The organism is Polaromonas sp. JS666 (assembly GCF_000013865.1).
In the GTDB taxonomy this organism is placed as follows: domain Bacteria; phylum Pseudomonadota; class Gammaproteobacteria; order Burkholderiales; family Burkholderiaceae_C; genus Polaromonas.
The window spans coordinates 4,363,441-4,378,536 of sequence record NC_007948.1 but is presented as its reverse complement, the minus strand read 5'-3'; the positions used below and the strand labels follow the sequence as shown (position 1 = coordinate 4,378,536).

General features: G+C 63.8%; 12 protein-coding genes. 9 read left to right on the top strand and 3 right to left on the bottom strand.

Annotated elements, in window-relative coordinates; all coding sequences use genetic code 11:
- Positions 1–63 precede the first annotated feature (63 nt).
- The 9 genes from BPRO_RS20785 to BPRO_RS20745 all read left to right on the top strand — a co-directional run bounded on the left by BPRO_RS20785 (position 64) and on the right by BPRO_RS20745 (position 10,975).
- Positions 64–1,797 carry an AMP-binding protein gene (locus tag BPRO_RS20785; RefSeq protein WP_011485042.1) on the top strand — a complete coding sequence of 578 codons (1,734 nt, stop codon included), beginning with the start codon at positions 64–66 and terminating at the stop codon, positions 1,795–1,797.
- Positions 1,798–1,811: 14 nt separating this feature from the next.
- Positions 1,812–3,419 carry a carboxyl transferase domain-containing protein gene (locus tag BPRO_RS20780; protein WP_011485041.1) on the top strand — a complete coding sequence of 536 codons (1,608 nt, stop codon included), beginning with the start codon at positions 1,812–1,814 and terminating at the stop codon, positions 3,417–3,419.
- 3 nt (positions 3,420–3,422) lie between these two features.
- Complete coding sequence (locus BPRO_RS20775) at positions 3,423–4,202, top strand: enoyl-CoA hydratase/isomerase family protein (RefSeq protein WP_011485040.1); 780 nt, start codon at positions 3,423–3,425, stop codon at positions 4,200–4,202.
- A 259-nt stretch (positions 4,203–4,461) separates the two neighbouring features.
- Positions 4,462–5,130 (top strand): DUF4126 domain-containing protein, encoded by a 669-nt coding sequence (locus tag BPRO_RS20770; protein ID WP_011485039.1) that lies wholly within the window; start codon positions 4,462–4,464, stop codon positions 5,128–5,130.
- The gene (locus BPRO_RS20765) at positions 5,123–7,114 is read left to right on the top strand and encodes an acetyl/propionyl/methylcrotonyl-CoA carboxylase subunit alpha (protein ID WP_011485038.1); all 1,992 of its coding nucleotides are present in this window, start codon (positions 5,123–5,125) and stop codon (positions 7,112–7,114) included. Before BPRO_RS20770 ends, BPRO_RS20765 begins: the two co-directional genes overlap by 8 nt.
- A 19-nt stretch (positions 7,115–7,133) precedes the next feature.
- The gene (locus BPRO_RS20760; RefSeq protein ID WP_041390101.1) at positions 7,134–8,063 is read left to right on the top strand and encodes a 2-hydroxyacid dehydrogenase; all 930 of its coding nucleotides are present in this window, start codon (positions 7,134–7,136) and stop codon (positions 8,061–8,063) included.
- 172 nt (positions 8,064–8,235) lie between these two features.
- Positions 8,236–9,156 (top strand): hydroxymethylglutaryl-CoA lyase, encoded by a 921-nt coding sequence (locus BPRO_RS20755; protein ID WP_011485036.1) that lies wholly within the window; start codon positions 8,236–8,238, stop codon positions 9,154–9,156.
- Positions 9,157–9,504: 348 nt separating this feature from the next.
- Entirely contained in the window at positions 9,505–10,236 is a 732-nt protein-coding gene (locus BPRO_RS20750; RefSeq protein ID WP_232291439.1) for a YbaK/EbsC family protein, read from the top strand.
- Positions 10,237–10,321: 85 nt separating this feature from the next.
- On the top strand, positions 10,322–10,975 hold the full coding sequence (locus BPRO_RS20745) for a 2-hydroxychromene-2-carboxylate isomerase (RefSeq protein ID WP_011485034.1): 654 nt from the start codon (positions 10,322–10,324) through the stop codon (positions 10,973–10,975).
- 32 nt (positions 10,976–11,007) lie between these two features.
- Here the strand turns inward: BPRO_RS20745 and BPRO_RS20740 are convergent, their stop codons facing one another.
- The 3 genes from BPRO_RS20740 to BPRO_RS20730 are packed head-to-tail and all read right to left on the bottom strand — an operon-like array spanning position 11,008 to position 15,091.
- Complete coding sequence (locus BPRO_RS20740) at positions 11,008–12,468, bottom strand: DUF294 nucleotidyltransferase-like domain-containing protein (RefSeq protein ID WP_011485033.1); 1,461 nt, start codon at positions 12,466–12,468, stop codon at positions 11,008–11,010.
- A gap of 10 nt (positions 12,469–12,478) precedes the next feature.
- Entirely contained in the window at positions 12,479–14,668 is a 2,190-nt protein-coding gene (locus BPRO_RS20735; RefSeq protein WP_011485032.1) for a 3'-5' exonuclease, read from the bottom strand.
- Between the two features lie 45 nt (positions 14,669–14,713).
- Positions 14,714–15,091, bottom strand: coding sequence for a response regulator transcription factor (locus tag BPRO_RS20730; protein ID WP_011485031.1), 378 nt, complete (start codon positions 15,089–15,091; stop codon positions 14,714–14,716).
- Between the last annotated feature and the right edge of the window lie 5 nt (positions 15,092–15,096).

The following is a 15,096-nucleotide window of genomic DNA, read 5'->3' as shown; positions in this document are numbered from 1 at the left end:
CTCGCTTTATGCTTGAAGACCCAATCCCGGTTTCTCAAACCACCGGCCTGCATGGAGACAGACATGACGCAAACCCCCTCGGCCCCAACCGGCCTGAGCCTGGCGTGCGGCGCCACCGAGGTGCCGCTGATAGCGCAGACCCTGGGCGACTTTTTTGATGCCATGGTGGAGCGCCAGCCCGGAGCCGAGGCCCTGGTCAGCGTTCACCAGAAGCTGCGCTATACCTATCGCGAACTGCAAACCGAGGCCAACCGGCTGGCCAGCGCGTTGCTCGGGCTGGGTCTGCTGTCCGGCGACCGCGTGGGCATCTGGTCGCACAACAATGCACAGTGGGTGCTGATGCAGCTGGCCACGGCCAAGGTCGGGCTGATCCTGGTCAACATCAATCCCGCCTACCGTGTGGCCGAGCTCGAGTACGCGCTCAACAAGGTGGGCTGCAAGGCGCTGGTCACCATGGCGCGCTTCAAGACCAGCGACTACCTCGGCATGCTGCGCGAGCTGGCGCCGGAATGGGCGCACGCGCAGCCGGGCCGGCTGGAGTCGGCCAGGCTGCCCCATTTGCACACCGTGGCCTGGATCGACGAGCCGGGGCAGGGCGCCGAGCTGGACGAGGACTTGCCCGGCCTGCTGCGCTTTTCCGCGCTGCTGGCCAGCGGCCAGCCGCAGGACCCGCGGCTGGCCGAGGTGGCCCGCACGCTCAAGGCTGGCGACCCGATCAACATCCAGTTCACCAGCGGCACCACGGGGTTCCCGAAGGGCGCGACACTGACGCACCGCAACATCCTGAACAACGGCTTTTTCATCGGCGAGGCCATGAAGCTCACGCCGGCCGACCGCCTGTGCATTCCGGTTCCGCTGTACCACTGCTTCGGCATGGTGCTGGGCAACCTGGCCTGCCTTACGCATGGCGCGACCATCGTCTACCCGAACGACGGTTTCGACCCGCTGAGCGTGCTGCAAACCGTGCAGGACGAGAAATGCACGGGCCTGCACGGCGTGCCCACCATGTTCATCGCCGAGCTCGACCATCCGCGCTTCAAGGAGTTCGATCTGTCCACGCTGCGCACCGGCATCATGGCCGGCTCGCCCTGCCCGATCGAGGTCATGAAGCGCGTGGTCGGTGAGATGCACCTGTCTGAAATCACGATCGCCTACGGCATGACCGAAACCAGCCCGGTCAGCTGCCAGAGCTCGACCGACACGCCACTGGAAAAGCGCGTGGCCACCGTGGGCCTGGTGCAGCCGCACCTGGAAGTCAAGATCGTCGACCCCGAAAGCGGCGAGATCGTCGCGCCGGGCGTCTCGGGCGAGCTGTGCACGCGCGGCTATTCGGTCATGCACGGCTACTGGGAGGACGAGGCCAGGACGGCTGAGGCCATCGATGCCGAAGGCTGGATGCACACCGGCGACCTGGCCACCATGGATGCCGAAGGCTATGTCAATATCGTCGGCCGCATCAAGGACATGGTGATACGCGGCGGCGAGAACATCTACCCGCGCGAGATCGAGGAATTCCTCTACCGCCACCCCAAGGTGCAGGACGTGCAGGTGGTGGGCGTGCCCGACCCGAAATACGGCGAGGAGCTCTGCGCCTGGATCATCGTCAAGCCCGGCCAGTCTGTGAATGAGGAAGAGATTCGCGCCTTTTGCAAGGGCCAGATTGCGCACTACAAGGTACCGCGCTACATTCGTTTTGTGTCGGGCTTTCCCATGACGGTGACCGGCAAAATCCAGAAGTTCAAGATTCGCGACGAAATGAAGCACCAGCTGGGGCTGGAAGAAGACAAAACCGCTTGAAAGAGACAGTCTGAATGACCATCCTCGATACCAATTTGAACCCCCGCTCGGCCGATTTTCAGGCCAACGCCGACGCCATGCGCGCGCTGGTGGACGACCTCCATGTGCAGATTGCCAAGGCGGCGGCCGGCGGTGGTGACGCCGCGCGCGCCAAGCACACGGCCCGCGGCAAGCTGCTGCCGCGCGAGCGCGTGCAGATGCTGCTGGACCCGGGCACACCATTCCTTGAATTGGCGCCGCTGGCCGCGCACGGCATGTACCACGGCGATGCGCCCTGCGCCGGCCTCATTGCGGGCATAGGCCGCGTCAGTGGCGTGGACTGCATGATCGTCTGCAATGACGCCACCGTCAAAGGCGGCACCTACTACCCGCTCACGGTCAAAAAACATTTGCGGGCCCAGGAAATCGCGCAGCAGAACTGCTTGCCCTGTGTTTACCTGGTGGACTCGGGCGGCGCCAATTTGCCGAACCAGGACGAGGTGTTTCCTGACCGCGATCACTTCGGCCGCATCTTTTACAACCAGGCCAATATGAGCGCGCAGGGCATCGCACAGATTGCCGTGGTGATGGGCTCCTGCACGGCGGGCGGTGCGTATGTGCCTGCCATGAGCGACGAAAGCATCATCGTCAAGAACCAGGGCACGATTTTTCTGGGTGGGCCGCCCCTGGTCAAGGCGGCGACGGGCGAAGTCGTCAGCGCCGAGGACCTGGGCGGTGGCGATGTGCACACCCGCCTGTCGGGCGTGGCCGATCATCTGGCGCAAAACGACATGCATGCGCTGGCGCTGGCCCGTGCCTCCGTCAAGAATTTGAATAAAAACAAGGCCTCAGCCCAGACGGTACAGGCGTCAATAGCTCCTAAATTCATGGCAAAAGAGCTGTACGGCGTGATTCCCGTGGACACGCGCAAACCCTTCGACGTGCGCGAGATCATCGCCCGCATCGTCGATGGCAGCGAGTTCGACGAGTTCAAGGCGCGTTACGGCGCCACGCTGGTCTGCGGCTTCGCGCATATCGAGGGCATGCCGGTCGGCATCATTGCCAACAATGGCATTTTGTTCAGCGAGTCGGCGCTCAAGGCCACGCATTTCATCGAGCTGTGCTGCCAGCGCAAGATTCCGCTGGTGTTCTTGCAGAACATCACCGGCTTCATGGTGGGCCGCAAGTACGAAAACGAAGGCATCGCGCGCAATGGCGCCAAGATGGTCACGGCCGTGGCCACGGCGGCGGTGCCCAAGTTCACCATCATCATCGGCGGCAGCTTTGGCGCGGGCAACTACGGCATGTGCGGCCGCGCCTATTCGCCGCGCTTCCTCTGGATGTGGCCGAACGCGCGCATCAGCGTGATGGGCGGCGACCAGGCCGCCGGCGTACTGGCAACGGTCAAGCGCGACGGCATTGAAGCCAAGGGCGGCGCCTGGTCGCCCGAGGAGGAAGAGGCCTTCAAGGCGCCGATACGCCAGCAGTACGAACACCAGGGCCACCCCTACTATGCGACGGCGCGGCTCTGGGATGACGGTGTGATCGACCCGGCCGATACGCGCCGTGTGCTGGCGCTGGGCTTGAGCGCTGCGCGCAATGCGCCGATTCCAGAGACCAAGTTTGGTTTGTTCAGGATGTAAGCCATGGCTGCAATTCAAATTACCCAAGCGGGGCCGCTGCTGACCCTCACCCTGAGTCGTCCGGAGGTGCGCAATGCTTTCAACGATGAAGTGATCGCCGAATTGACAGCGGCGTTCGCGCAGGCAGGCCGGCGCGAGGACGTGCGCGCGGTGGTGCTGGCGGCCGAAGGGCCGGCCTTTTGCGCTGGCGCCGACCTGAACTGGATGCGGCGCATGGCGGACTACACGCGCGAGGAAAACCTGGCCGATGCGGCGCAACTGGCCGAGATGCTGCGTGCCATTTATGAATGCCCGAAACCCACCGTGGCGCGCATTCAGGGCGATGTGTATGCGGGCGGCATGGGGCTGGTGGCGGCCTGCGACATCGCCGTCTCTGGCGACACGGCGCAGTACTGCCTCAGCGAAGTCAAGCTGGGCCTGATCCCAGCCACCATCAGCCCTTATGTGATTCGCGCCATGGGCGCGCGCGCAGCCCACCGCTATTTTTTGACGGCTGAGCGTTTTGATGCCCAGGAGGCGCATCGCATCGGTTTCATTCATGAAGTGGTGAGCGCCGTCGCGCTCGATGCCAAGGTGGCCGAGATTGCACAGGCGCTGGTCAATGCCAGCCCGCAGGCGGTGAAAGCCTGCAAGCGGCTGGTGCAGGATGTGGCACAGCACGACATCACGCCCGCCCTGATCGCGCAAACCGTGCAGGGCATTGCCGATATTCGTTCCAGCGAACAGGGCAAGGAGGGCGTGCAGTCTTTCCTGCAAAAGCGCAAGCCGTCCTGGATCATCTGATGCTCCCCCCCTTTGCTTGCTCACTTCGTGTAGCCGCCTCCCCCCTCAAGGGGGTAACACCAGCGGTCCGGCCCTTCGACAGGCTCAGGACAGGCCAAGGCCGGTCCCGCGGTGTTCGCTGGGTTTCGAGTTGTGCCTCGCCTGATCTTCGGGGGGGTCTGCTGATGCAGCCGATGAGCGCCGCGCCGGGCCGCCCCAAGCAAGCTCGCGCCCCCTCGGGGGGCAGCGTATTACACGAAGTGAAAAGCGTGGGGGCTCCATGAATCTCGACACCGCGCAACTGATCGCCTTGGCCGGTGTCCTGGGCTGGGCCAGCGGCGTGCGCCTGTACCTGGTGGTTTTCCTCACGGGCCTGGCCGGCTTCATGGGCTGGGTCACGCTGCCGCCAGGGTTGCAGATGCTGGCCCATCCGGTGGTGCTGGGTGTCAGCGGCTTCATGGTGTTCATGGAATTTTTTGCCGACAAGATTCCCGGCGTGGATTCGCTGTGGGACGTGGTGCATACCGTGATCCGGATTCCTGCCGGTGCGGCGCTTGCTGCCGGCGTCTTTGGCGCCGACAGCGGCATGATGGCGCTGATCGCGGCCCTGCTAGGCGGCACGCTGGCGGCCACCAGTCACGCAGCCAAGGCCACCACGCGCGCCGCCATCAATACCTCCCCCGAGCCTTTCACCAACGTCGGCGCGTCGCTGCTCGAAGACGGTCTTGTGCCGCTGGGTTTGTGGTTGGCCATTGCCCACCCGCTGGTGTTTGCGTTGATGCTCGCGCTGGTGCTGGTGGCCAGTGTCTGGCTGATTCGCATTTGCTGGCGCTTTTTAATGCAGCTGTTTACCCGCGTCGCCCGCATTTTCAGCGGCAAGCCGGATCCGGGCCTGTCGCCTGCTTTTACCTTGAAGTCACCCTTTTCAAAGAACGACCCACATGTTTAAAAAAATTCTGATTGCCAATCGGGGCGAGATCGCCTGCCGCGTCGCCGCCACGGCCAGGCGCATGGCCATCAAAACCGTCGCGGTGTATTCGGATGCCGATGCGAACGCCAAGCATGTCGGCGTTTGCGACGAAGCCATTCACATTGGCGGCAGCGCACCCAAAGACAGCTACCTGCGCTGGGAGCGCATTATTGAAGCGGCCAAAGCCACGGGGGCGCAGGCGATTCATCCGGGCTATGGCTTCCTGAGCGAGAACGAGGAGTTTGCCCAGGCCTGTGCCCGCGCGGGCCTGGTCTTCATCGGCCCGCCCGCGTCGGCCATCAAGGCCATGGGCCTCAAAGCCGAGTCCAAGCAGCTCATGGAAAAGGCTGGCGTGCCGCTGGTGCCTGGCTACCACGGCAGCGATCAGGACCCGGTGATGCTCAAGCACGAGGCCGACCGCATCGGCTACCCGGTACTGATCAAGGCCAGCGCGGGCGGCGGCGGCAAGGGCATGCGTGCGGTGGACAAGGCCGAAGACTTTGACGCGGCGCTGGCTTCCTGCAAGCGCGAGGCCATCAACAGCTTTGGCGATGATGCCGTGCTGGTGGAAAAATACGCGCAGCGGCCCCGGCATATTGAGATTCAGGTGTTCGGCGACACGCACGGCAACTACGTCTACCTGTTCGAACGCGACTGCTCGGTGCAGCGCCGCCACCAGAAGGTGCTGGAAGAGGCCCCCGCGCCCGGCATGACACCCGAGATGCGCCAGCAAATGGGGCTGGCCGCCGTGGCTGCCGCACGGGCCGTCAATTACGTCGGGGCGGGCACGGTGGAGTTCATCGTCGAGCAGCGCGCCGACGGCAGCATGAATTTTTTCTTTATGGAGATGAACACCCGGCTGCAGGTCGAGCACCCGGTGACCGAAGCCATTACCGGGCTGGACCTGGTCGAATGGCAGTTGCGCGTGGCCTCTGGCGAGAAACTGCCGCTGGCGCAAGAGCAGCTGCGCATCAACGGCCACGCCATCGAGGCGCGCATCTGCGCCGAAAACCCCGACAACAACTTTTTGCCCGCCACCGGCACCTTGCATGTGTACCAGAAGCCGAACTGCAGCAGTTTCGAGCGCGGCCCGGTTCGCGTGGACGACGGGGTGCGCGAAGGCGATGCGATTTCACCGTTTTATGACTCGATGGTGGCCAAGTTGATCGTGCATGGCCAGACCCGTGAGGAAGCGCTGGCCCGGCTCGACGAGGCGCTGGCGCAAACCCATATCGTGGGCCTGAACACCAATATGCAGTTTTTGCGCTACGTGCTGCGCAGCCCCTCGTTTGCCCAAGCCAACCTGGACACCGCGTTGATACCGCGCGAAGAGGCCGTGCTCTTCAAGCAGGAACCCGTGGGGCTGGCGATGGCCGCGGCCTGTGCGATTGCCCAGACGCTGCTGCAAGAAAAAGCCAGTGAAGACAGTGACCCTTTCAGTCGCCGTGACGGCTGGCAAACCCATGGCGTGACGCAGCGGCCTTTCGAGTTCGACTTCCGCGGCGAGCACTCCAAAGCGGCATTGACCTATCTGCATGACGGCGCCTTGCAATTAAAGGTGGGCAATGTGTCAGGGCCGCTGGTGTTTGCCGGAAGCGCACAAGGCATCGACATCCAGTTTGCGGGCCAGCGCCTGACGGCGGCGGTCTATACCCAGGGCGAGGTGGATTACGTCTTTACGGCAAGGGGCGCAACCCAGATCACGGCCATCGATCTGCTGGCCCATGCGGGCGAGAGTCACACGGAAGGCGGACGCCTGACGGCCCCCATGCCGGGCAAGGTCGTGTCCTTCGGCGTCAAGGCGGGTGACAAGGTCAGCAAGGGCCAGGCGCTCGCGGTGATGGAAGCCATGAAAATGGAGCATACGATTGCGGCGCCGGCCGACGGCGTGGTGCAGGAATTGCTCTACGCGCCGGGCGATCAGGTCGCCGAAGGCGCGGAATTGCTGAAAATAGCGGTTTGAATTTTCATGGATGAATCCGATGCGCATCAGTTTTTGCTGTACCGACACAAAAGCCCAGCCGTGGCTCGAAGGCCTGCGCGCCGCCCTGCCTGATTCGCAGGTTGAGCTGTGGTCGGCGGGCGCGGCGCTGGCTGACTACGCGGTCGTCTGGGCGCCACCGCAACAATTTCTGGATGAGCAGACCCGGCTCAAAGGCATCTTCAACATTGGCGCTGGCGTGGATGCGCTGATGAAACTGCGCCTGCCAGCAGGCATACCGGTCGTCCGGCTGGACGATGCGGGCATGTCGGTGCAGATGGCCGAGTATGTCTGCCATGCCGTGATTCGCCATTTCCGCGAGTTCGACGGTTATGAGGCCGATGCGGCGCAGGGCAAATGGTCGTACCGGAAAACCCGCCTGCGCAAGGACTTTCCGGTTGGCGTGATGGGGCTCGGTGTACTGGGCGAGCGCGTGGGCCAGGCCCTGGCGCAGTTTGACTTTCCGGTGATGGGCTGGAGCCGCTCGGCAAAAAACGTGGCCGGCATGCAATGCTTTGCCGGCGAGGCGGGGTTTCCTGAATTCCTGGCGGCCACCCGGATTTTGGTCTGCCTGCTGCCGCTGACGCCGGACACCGAGGGCATCATGCGGCGCGACACGCTGGCCCGGCTGCAGCCCGGCGCCTATGTGATCAACGTGGCGCGGGGCGGCCATCTGGTGGACGAAGACCTGATCGCCCTGATTGACAGCGGCCACATCGCGGGCGCCATGCTGGATGTGTTCCGCACGGAGCCGCTGCCCGCCTCGCATCCATTCTGGGCGCATCCCCGCATCACCGTGACGCCGCACACCTCGGCCCGAACGCTGCGCGAAGAGAGCATTGCGCAGATTGCGGGGAAGATACGCGCGCTGCACAGTGGCACGCCGATTGCCAGCCTTGCCGGTGTGGTTGACCCAAAAAAAGGATACTGATGTTGCCCCCACGGTCGTTCTCTTCGCGTAACTCCCTGCCCCCGAGGGGCCCGCTGCGCCTGCGGCCCGGCCCTTCGACACGCTCAGGACAGGCCAAGGCCGGTTCCGCGGCCCCTGCTTGGCTGAGAACCGGTCCCCGGCTCGCGACCACCCTATCTCCTGAAGGAGCCCCATGAAACTTCCATCCAAAGTCAAAATCGTCGATGTCGGCCCGCGCGACGGCTTGCAAAACGAAAAAGCACCGGTGCCTGCCGCCGTGAAGATCGAGCTGGTGCACCGCCTGCAGGACGCCGGCCTCACTGAAATCGAAGTCACCAGTTTTGTCTCGCCCAAATGGGTGCCGCAGATGGCCGACAACGCGGAAGTGATGGCCGGCATACGGCGCAAGCCGGGCGTGCGCTATTCGGTGCTGACGCCCAACATGAAAGGCTTTGAGGCGGCGCTCGCGCCGGCGCGTGAGTTGTGGCCCGATGAGATCGTGGTGTTTGCCGCCGCCAGCGAGGCCTTCAGCCAGCGCAACATCAATTGCTCCATCACCGAGAGCATTGAACGATTCCGCCCGGTGGTGGAGGCGGCCAAGGCCCACAACATCTATGTCCGCGGCGCCATCTCCTGCACCGTCGGATGTCCCTACGAAGGCGAGATCGCACCGCAACGAGTCGAGCTGGTGGCGCGCCTCATGAAGGACATCGGCGTGCAGCACATCGGCGTGGCCGACACCATTGGCGTGGGCACGCCCCTGAAGGTGCAGCGCGCCCTGGAGGCTGCGCTCAAGCACTATGCGCTTGACGACGTGTCGGGCCACTTCCACGATACCTACGGGCAGGCCCTGAGCAACACCCTGGCATCCCTGCAGATGGGTGTCTGGCAATTCGATACCTCGTCGGCCGGTCTCGGCGGCTGCCCGTTTGCCAAAGGTGCCACCGGCAACGTGGCCACTGAAGATGTGGTGTACCTGCTGCACGGCATGGGTATCGAGACCGGCATTGACATGGACAAGCTGATCGATGCCGGGAAATTCATCAGCGATTTCCTGGAGCGCAAGCCCAACTCACGCGCGGCGACCGCGCTCCTTAACAAACGACTGAACTAATGTGTAATCACATAAGCGACGGCTTGACCATTTTCCGCCGGGCTGACCCTGCACAATCCAGCCGGGGCCGCGGAACCGGCTTAGCCGGGCCGCAGGCGCAGCGCCCCCGAGGGGGGCTGGAGCCTGCGGCTCCGAGCCTGCCTGCGCAGGCTTGGACAGGCGACAGAGGCGAAGCGTCTCGCGAGCCGCGGCCTGCAAGGCCTCGAGAGCTACACGCAGTGAGCGAACGTGGAGGCATACAATTTTCCGCCGGGCCGCCCCAAGGAAAATTAGCCCCCTCGGGGGGCAGCGTATTACACGAAGTGAAAAGCGTGGGGGTCCTATATGTGCGGAGCTGAATTAAAGAGCTTGCCGGAAGGCGTTCAACGTGTGGCGGCGTTCCTGCAGGAAAGTGGCCACCCCCATTTCCCGGTCATGCTGGACGATGCGGCGCGCACGGCCCAGCAGGCGGCCGATGCGCTGGGTGTCCAACTGGGGCAGATTGCCAAGAGCATCGTCTTTCGCCGCAAGTCGGATGACGCCGCCGTGCTGGTGGTCACCTCTGGCGACAGGCGGGTCGACGAGCGAAAAGTCGAGGCCCTGGTGTGCCATGACAGCAAGCGCATTGGCCGGGCCGACGCCGCGTTTGTGAAAGCCAAAACCGGGTTTTCCATCGGCGGCGTGTCTCCGCTGCCGCATGCCGCGGACGTGATCACCCTGGTGGACCTGAGTCTGTTGCGCTTCGATGAAGTGTGGGCTGCTGCCGGCCACCCGCATGCGGTCTTCAAGCTCATGCCGCAAGAGCTTGAGCTGTTGACGGGCGCCCCTGTGGTTGACGTGGCGGTAGACGTTGATGAAGAACACGTGGCCCGCCAGAACGCCATCAGGCTGGTGACCGAGCGCTCGCGCACCGTCAGCGCTGACGGCGATGGGGTTCCTTCCCCCTGCATCTCTGTTTGCCGCATCAGTGCGGACACCGGCTGGTGCGAAGGCTGCTTTCGCACGCTCGGCGAGATTTCGGCCTGGAGCCGCTCCGGACCGGATGCCCAACGTGCACTCTGGCTGACCATAGGGCAGCGCATCGCAGGACTTCAGGGCTGAACGGGAGCCTCACCAGCTTGCCAGCGGCCAACGCCCCAACGCCCCAACGCCCCAACGCCCCAACGCCAACACGCAGGAACGACCCATGAAGCACATCACGTTTTATCTCGACTTCCTGTCGCCGTATGCGTACCTGGCGTTTGAACACCTGCCTGAAGCCTTGAAGGGCGTGAGCTACAGCGTCAGCTACACGCCGGTGCTCTTCGCTGGCATGCTCAAGCACCATGGCCAGCTGGGTCCGGCGGAGATCGCCCCGAAGCGCGAGTGGACGTACCGGCATGTGCTGTGGCTGGCCCACAGCCGGGGCATTCCCATGCAGATGCCGGCCAGCCATCCGTTCAACCCCTTGCCCCTGTTGCGGCTGGCCCTGGCGTGCGCGCCCGAAGCAGAGCCGGGCGCACCCAATCGCTATGTGTGCGAAACCGTTTTTCGCCACGCCTGGCGTGGTGGCGCTGACGCCGTTGATGCGCAGCGCCTCGCATCCCTGGTGCAGCAGCTGGCCCCGCGGCGCGACATGCAGGGCGACGAGGTCAAGGCGCAACTGAAAGCCAATACCGACGACGCGGTTGCGCAGGGTGTCTTCGGCGTGCCCGCTTTCAGGGTCGATGACAAACTGTTCTGGGGGCTGGATGCCTTGCCCATGCTGCGCGACTATCTGGCGAATGCTGCCTGGTTTGCGCAAGGGCATTGGGAGGGCGTCGGCGCGGTCAAAACGGGTGCTGTGCGTCGACCGTCCTGAGCCCATTTCGCGCTATAGCCCGTTGTAGCTCGCTATAGCCGGTAGTCGAGTTTGAGTCGGCTTTGCAGCTTGCGCGCCTGCTTGAAGGCTTCCTTCAGGATGTGGCGATCGAGTTCATTCAACAGGTCGGGGTTGATGCGGTTGCCCCCGCCTGATGCGTCCAGAACCTGATGCTGGTGGCGCAATCGCAGCAGCTGGATGTAGTAAAAGCTGTCCACGATGGCCGCCACATCGTCGCCGCCGAAGTTCACGGCCCGGGAAGCGGCCAGCAGGCGTTGCGCGGTGCTGGTCTGCCGTACCCCGTGCGCGAGTGAGAGCAGGCGCGCCGCATCGACAAAGGGCCTGGAGCCATATGTCTTGAGGTTGATGGTGTGGGGGAAGTCCTTGTCGCCGTCGAATACGAAATCGCGAATCAGGCCCAACGGTGGCGCGCATTGCAGCGCATTTTCGGTCATCAGGCGCAGGAACAGTTGCGCGTTGCGGGTCTGATCGAGTAGCCAGGTGCGCAGGGTGTCGCTGAGGCTCTCGTCGCCATAGAGGGGGCGAAAGTCGAAAAAAATCGCGGCGTTGAGCAAGGCCTTGGGTTGCGGGTGCTCAATCCAGGCGGTGAACCTGGCGCGCCATTCGGGCAGGGACAGGCACCATTGCGGGTTGCCCGCCATGATGCCGCCCTTGCAGAGCGGAAAACCGCAGGCATCAAGCTTGTGGTTGACCGCCTGGGCAAAGGGCAGGAAGCGCTGACGCAGCGCTTCGGTGGCCGCTTCGTTCTCGCACGCGAAAATGATGCCGTTGTCCTGATCGGTGCACAGCGTTTGCTCATAGCGCCCCTCGGAGCCCAGCGCGAGCCAGCACCACCTGACTTGCGGCAGGTCAAATTCATCGTGGGTGAGTTCAATCACGCGCAGGGTCAGCAGGTCGTTGAGCGTGGAGACGAACAGCGTTAGTTGCCCCGCTGCCATGCCCTGCGTGAGCAAAGCCAGGGCGATGCGCTGGATGTCCTTGGCGCAGGCCTGCAGGCTCGGCAGATCGCGGGCCTGGCGGATGTCGTTGCTGACATCCTTGATGCTGGTGCGCTGCAAGGCAAACAAATCGTTTTGCGACACGATGGAGACCAGGTGTCCGGCCTCATCCACCATCAGCAGATGGCGCAGGCCGCGTCGGGCCATGATGAGCGGGGCCTCATAGGCGGTGGTGTGTGGTTTGACCGTGATCACACCGCCGGTCATGACGCTGGCAATCGGCTGGTCAAGATTGACCTGTGGCAGCGTCACGCGGTGCAGCAGGTCGCGCAGCGTGAAGATGCCCAGGGGCATTTGTCCCTGGGCATCCACCACGATGATGGAGCCGATGCGCATGCGGTCCATGATCGCCAGCGCCTCGCCAAGCGGCGTGTCCAGCGTGACTGTCACCGGCTCGCGCCGTGCAATCTGACTCAGCGGGCTGTGCATGGCCTGGAAATCATGGCGCGGGTCGGGGTCTGGGGCTGGCTCCATGATGTCACCTTTAGTAACTGACTCTGGCGTAATAGGTGCGCGCGGCCGCCTCGCGTGCCTGGCGCAAGGTGTGAATGTTCTGTTGCGCCAGCAAGGGAATCATCTTGAGGAAAATCTCTCCGGTAACGATCGCATCGCCCAGGGCCGTATGGCGCCCGATCACGTTGATGCCCAGGCGCCCGGCAATGGCCTCCAGGCGGTGTGATTCCTGGTTGGGATGAAGCAGCGCCGACAGCAGCAAGGTGTCCAGCACCGGTTGCCGGAACACGATGCCGGTGGATGCCTCCTTGAGCTGCAGGAAACGCATGTCAAACGCGGCGTTGTGCGCCACCAGCACCGTGTCCTCGCAGAATTCATGAAAGGCGGGAAGAGCCTGCTCAATCGTCGGTTGCCCTTTGACCATGTCTTCGGTGATGCCGTGGATGGCAATGGATTCGGGCTTGAGCCGCCGCCTGGGATCAATCAGCTGGTCGATGGTCTCGTTCCTGAGCAAGCGACCGTTGACGATGCGGATGGCGCCAATCTGGATGATCTCATCGCCGGCCGAAGGCTCCAGTCCGGTGGTCTCGGTGTCAAACACCGTGTAGCTCAGTTGCGTCAGCAGGCGATCATCCAGCGCACGTGTCTCCTCGGTTTGCTTGAACAGGTCAAAGTCGTAGTACTCGGGGCGGCTCTCATGGCGCAGCCATACGGCCGGGTCGGCCGCATCCTGCGCCGCGGCGGTGGGCAGCAGCATCCGGATCAGGGGTTGCTGCGTATTCTGGTCGCGCTGGTGCCAGAGTTCGCCGCCATGGCGTTCGATCACTTCGCGCAGCGTCAATGGGATGCCTTCGCCGTCAGAGTTCATCGGGGACTGTTCCCAGTTCGCCAGCATCGCCGCGTCCAGGGCGGCGCCCGACCAGAGCAGGTCCAGCTGTGCCAGCCGCCCGGACGGCCGCAGACGCAAGGTCACGGCGCCCACGCCGCACTCATCCCTGAGCCGGGCGGCGAGGTAGCTCAGGCCCTGCAGCAACGAGTAGCTGTCCACCTTGACCCACAGGCCGCTGGCGACCTCTTCGCTGCTGGCGCTCAAACCGGACTTTTGTTCAATGCGTCGCTGCAAGGCCTGCACCAGGTCTGCGCCATGCATGTCTTCCAGCGGCCAGCGCGCCTTGAGTGTGTCGGCGAACTCGGCGCTGGCGTGGTTGATGCGTTGGCTCATGGCCTCCGCTTCGTCGCGGATCACGCCCACGAAGCGGTCGCGCTGGCCGATCTCCATGTCCGGGTATTGCAGCAGGTTTTCTACCGCCGCCCGTATATTTCCCAACGCGGCGCGGCTGCCTTCGGTGAGCGTTTGCAGGAGCAGGTCGCGCCGGCTTTGCGTTTCCACATTGCGGGTGATGTTATCGAGCAGGAGCACGTAGCCGCTGATGACCCGCTCCCCGGTGGCGCGGTCCTGCGCGTCGTTATCGCGCCAGGCGTTGCTGAAGACCGGGGCCATTTGAACGCGTATCAGTTGCCCGGTGCGCGTGGTGGTGACGAAGTTGGCTGAGGGCTGTGCGCTGCCGTGCCTGAGGCGGTGCTGCACGCGCTCCAGGGCGTGCGTGATGAGACCGCGTTCCATGAGGGCAAAAATGGAACGGCCCAGGCCGATCAAGGCTGCGCTGCCACCTTGCGCGCCATCTCCAGGCACCTGAAACTGCAGGCGCGCACGGTTGTTGTAGAGCAGGATGCGTCCATCCAGGTTGCACACGACCACGCTTTGCGTGAGTTCCGACATCAACGCGGCCAGACGGTTTTTTTCCTCCTCGACCGAGGCCTTGGCTTGCAGGATTTTCTGCTCTACATCGCGCAGCAGCGATTCGCGCTGGTCGGCCAGTGTATTGACGACCTGCACCAGCGTCCGGATCTCGGGGGCGCCGAGCTCTTGCAGTCGCAGCGCCGGGTTGGAATTGACCATCACCAGGGCCTGTTCACGCAGGCTCAAAGGGGCCAGCACATAGATCCGGAACAGACCCCAGGCCAGCAGCCCCAGCCCGATCCAGGCCAGCAGGATGATGACCAAGGCCAGCGCGTAACGCTCCCGCATGATGGCCAGCACCGCCAGCCGCTCGGCGTCCCGCATGTCGGCCCACAGCACCGCACCCAGGATGCCAAAGAGCACGACCAGCAGTCCATACAGACCGCCGAGTCCCACAGCGAGCCGGATTCGAGGGGTCATGGCGGCTGGGCAATGGGTTGGGCGGGCACGTCGACCAATGGACGGCTACTGCACTGGCAGTCCGAGCAGTTGACGCACCTGTGCAACCAGATCCTTGGTGGAAAAGGGTTTGGTCATGTAGGCGTCCGCGCCGAGTGCAAGGCCCTTGCTGACCTCGGTGTCGCGCCCTTTGGCGGTGAGCATCACCACCTTGACCGATTGCCACTGGGGGTTGGCGCGGATTTGCTGGCACACCTCAAACCCGTCTTTCCTGGGCAGCATGATGTCGAGCAGGATCAGGTCCGGCACCTGCGCGGCGATGGCCTGCAGCGCCGCCTCTCCGTCCACGGCCACCTGTACATCGAACCCTTCGCGTTTCATCAGAAACTCGAGCGACACCACGATGTTGGGTTCGTCGTCCGCAATCAGGATGCGTTTGCTCATGTGCT

What these genes read in the sequence shown, in the direction of transcription:
- BPRO_RS20735 (WP_011485032.1), bottom strand. Translation starts at nt 14,668, where the DNA reads ATGACCCCTCGAATCCGGCTCGCTGTGGGACTCGGCGGTCTGTATGGA.
- BPRO_RS20755 (WP_011485036.1), top strand. Translation starts at nt 8,236, where the DNA reads ATGAAACTTCCATCCAAAGTCAAAATCGTCGATGTCGGCCCGCGCGAC.
- BPRO_RS20785 (WP_011485042.1), top strand. Translation starts at nt 64, where the DNA reads ATGACGCAAACCCCCTCGGCCCCAACCGGCCTGAGCCTGGCGTGCGGC.
- BPRO_RS20760 (WP_041390101.1), top strand. Translation starts at nt 7,134, where the DNA reads ATGCGCATCAGTTTTTGCTGTACCGACACAAAAGCCCAGCCGTGGCTC.
- BPRO_RS20730 (WP_011485031.1), bottom strand. Translation starts at nt 15,091, where the DNA reads ATGAGCAAACGCATCCTGATTGCGGACGACGAACCCAACATCGTGGTG.
- BPRO_RS20765 (WP_011485038.1), top strand. Translation starts at nt 5,123, where the DNA reads ATGTTTAAAAAAATTCTGATTGCCAATCGGGGCGAGATCGCCTGCCGC.
- BPRO_RS20745 (WP_011485034.1), top strand. Translation starts at nt 10,322, where the DNA reads ATGAAGCACATCACGTTTTATCTCGACTTCCTGTCGCCGTATGCGTAC.
- BPRO_RS20775 (WP_011485040.1), top strand. Translation starts at nt 3,423, where the DNA reads ATGGCTGCAATTCAAATTACCCAAGCGGGGCCGCTGCTGACCCTCACC.
- BPRO_RS20780 (WP_011485041.1), top strand. Translation starts at nt 1,812, where the DNA reads ATGACCATCCTCGATACCAATTTGAACCCCCGCTCGGCCGATTTTCAG.
- BPRO_RS20740 (WP_011485033.1), bottom strand. Translation starts at nt 12,468, where the DNA reads ATGGAGCCAGCCCCAGACCCCGACCCGCGCCATGATTTCCAGGCCATG.
- BPRO_RS20770 (WP_011485039.1), top strand. Translation starts at nt 4,462, where the DNA reads ATGAATCTCGACACCGCGCAACTGATCGCCTTGGCCGGTGTCCTGGGC.